Source organism: Thalassotalea agariperforans, from assembly GCF_053470345.1.
On sequence record NZ_JBQMWH010000032.1, the window covers coordinates 1 to 2,808 of the forward strand.

The window sequence follows — 2,808 nt, forward strand, 5'->3', positions numbered from 1 at the left end:
TCTGATGCTCAGATTGTTCATGGCGGGCATAACCAAGGTGTTCGTCTAATTCAGCGTTAAGTGCTGCTTCAACCGTTACCTTAGTTAGCATTTTACGAAAGTCAGTTAAGTCTGCTTCGGTTTTAATTGATTTAGCGGCTTGCTTCGCAAACGCTTCAAGTTCTTTCTTATTCATAGTCTGCCTATCCTAAACCCTACATGGGTATTAATGATAGGCAGTTACACAGATTTTGTTACAGGGTCCTTGTTAATCTCAAAATGCGATTTGTGGGTTCAACCATAAGTTGACACATTATAGCTTTTACTCGGAAACATTTTTATTTACCTACATCCATCGTATTTACTAACCAGTATGGCAATTAAAAAATCAATAAGCAATAAAGTGGATGAATCACTTAACTAAATTATTTAACCACTTTTTGCCATTACGCCCCTACAATTAAACCATATAACGCCATTTTTATTATATATAAAAAACGATATTCAACATATTAAGGTAATTAGCTATCTAAGAGTTGTATACCAAGTCTGGTAGGCAGTCTCTATGTCTTAATTGAATTCTAGATATATAGTTAATAAAGCATATATTAGGACTGTTTATATAATTCAAACTGAAAATCTGTCCTTATGCTCGGTATGACCCTTTACGTCATAACTGACATCTTTATTAATAACTTTTTTATCTGCTATTGGAACTAGACCAATAGGTTTATGAGACATGCTTGCAGCGCCTAGTTTATACATATATCTCAAAACATCATCGTGCTCACTATAGTAATTATGCACACTCCCTTTCACAGCAGACAAAGCAGAATTCCAGTTAGATTTATTATCACTGTGAGTAATAGCACCTCCAAGCAAATACACTTCATTCACTAGTGTTTTCTTCACTTCGCTTAAGTTTTTTAAGGTATGGAAGCAAACCCTTGCTCCCAAAGAGTGACCCATAATAATGAAACCACCTTCATGATCTGTGCATTGCATTATATAAGAGAGATACTTTCCCACCTGTTCTGACTTTATCAGAGCTGTATACCACGCATGTAAAAAAGCTGTAGCTTTTGTGCCGAGTACTTTAGCCCAACCTAAAGCAATCACTTGTGCAACTTCAGTAAAAAGGTTTATCGTCTGTTTTACTTTTGAATCTGCTTCATCTTTAAAATCAGGAAAAAGCTTAGCAACATTGCCTGAATCCCACTCAACCAAATATACTGGAGATTCAGAGTAGCGAGAGGCATTAATTGAGCTTAGCCAATCCTTACCTTGTTCAGAACTATTTTGAGATAAAAAACCGTTGATAACCAAAATAGCAGGTCCTACTCCAGCTTTTATTTTCTTTATTCTGAAGTCCGCCAGCCTGCCAAATGGAGATACCTCTGAAATCTTGCGAGTTATAATCCCAGTATTTTCACCGACTACAGTTTTTTCTGGATCCCACAATAGCTGCTTGTAGTTTTCAATATCACTGATTCTTGTAGTTTGACAAGCTAGCTCCCTCAAAATGATTTCATCAGTTGCTTCAATCCCTTTGCTTTTTAGTTCCTCCCTATATTCCCTCATGAATTCTTCAAATTCAGATTCTGTCATTCGTGAGCTAAATTTTTTCGCTTGTTTATTAAGCGTATTAATTAACTCATGATCTAGGTCTTGTTCTAATTGCTCTTTCACCAGTTCAGGATCTGCAACTACAGATAAGTGCTTCCTTTTTTTATTCTCCTCGTAAAGCGAGCGCAGTTTTTTTAAATCTCTTCTCATATCTAATTATTAGTTAAGCAACTTTTTGCTTAAATGCCTCCAGAAAAGCTACTTCCTTATCATGAACTTTGTCATTTGCATGTATAACTAAGTTGATTAGCTCTATATAAACATCAATCTCAGGGTTTGGGTCTTTTTCTTCCATGATTTTCAGTGCAGTTGTCAGAGATGGTTTTTGTTCTCTGATTTCGTCGAAACTATTTATAACACTTTCTGGATAGTTATCTTTTCTCAACCCATTGCAAAAAACTTCAATTGCTTCTTGTTCCTTTTTACAAATGTATCCATCTGCTTTGGCTGCTGCCATACCTACAGCAAACAAACTCAAAGCTTTATTTGCACACTCTTGAAAATCATCAACAGTATCCACGTTTCTCTTATTGTTTGCTCTTTCTTTTACTAGCTCATCTTTGTATTCGTTATCATCTTCTCCAGATATGGCTCCCGCGGCTGCTCCAACACCAGCGGCTATAGCAGCACCAGTTGCGGTAATTGCACCAACAGGTCCAGCTATTGGCAACGCTACAATTGCACCAACTCCAGCTAAGGCTCCACCTACTACTTTTAACCAACTCATAATAACTCCTCTATTCAAATTCTTTTTAAGTTTTCTAAAACTAAGCCCAAATTGATTTTGATATCTCAAATAACAACTGGTGACGAGCTTCTAATTCATCAGGACCGAATTTACTGTAATGGCTAAATGGCAACTCATGCTTAGCAATATAACTCGTAAAATCTAACTTACTCTTGTAACAATCTTCTCGTAGTGTTTCATTCCAGTACAAACTATTTCCATAGGTTTTCAATTTTTGACTGAACACTTCATTGTTACTAGAAATATTATCTCTGCCCTTCAATAGAAGTATCCCTCCCAACCTATTTCGCTCAGTTTCAAATAGCTCTTCATCACCATTAAAAAGCTCTGAAGTGGTCAAGTCATATTGGCCACGTATTTGTAGTTTAGCCAGTATCTTTTCTCTGACTCATTTGGACTTAAACCAGCATTGTATCTATGTGGCCTAGTCTGATTGTAATAACCAATGATGTAAT

General features: G+C 36.3%; 4 protein-coding genes. All 4 read right to left on the reverse strand.

Features of this window, described 5'->3' with window-relative positions; translation table 11 throughout:
* Positions 1 to 175, reverse strand: a 175-nt coding sequence (locus ACSLUO_RS17625; RefSeq protein WP_448250581.1) for a transposase, incomplete at its 3' end; no start/stop codon positions are given.
* A gap of 431 nt (positions 176 to 606) precedes the next feature.
* Complete coding sequence (locus tag ACSLUO_RS17630; RefSeq protein WP_448250576.1) at positions 607 to 1,755, reverse strand: DUF726 domain-containing protein; 1,149 nt, start codon at positions 1,753 to 1,755, stop codon at positions 607 to 609.
* A 13-nt stretch (positions 1,756 to 1,768) separates the two neighbouring features.
* Complete coding sequence (locus ACSLUO_RS17635) at positions 1,769 to 2,332, reverse strand: tellurite resistance TerB family protein (protein ID WP_448250578.1); 564 nt, start codon at positions 2,330 to 2,332, stop codon at positions 1,769 to 1,771.
* A gap of 40 nt (positions 2,333 to 2,372) precedes the next feature.
* Positions 2,373 to 2,693, reverse strand: coding sequence for a GmrSD restriction endonuclease domain-containing protein (locus ACSLUO_RS17640; protein WP_448250579.1), 321 nt, complete (start codon positions 2,691 to 2,693; stop codon positions 2,373 to 2,375).
* Between the last annotated feature and the right edge of the window lie 115 nt (positions 2,694 to 2,808).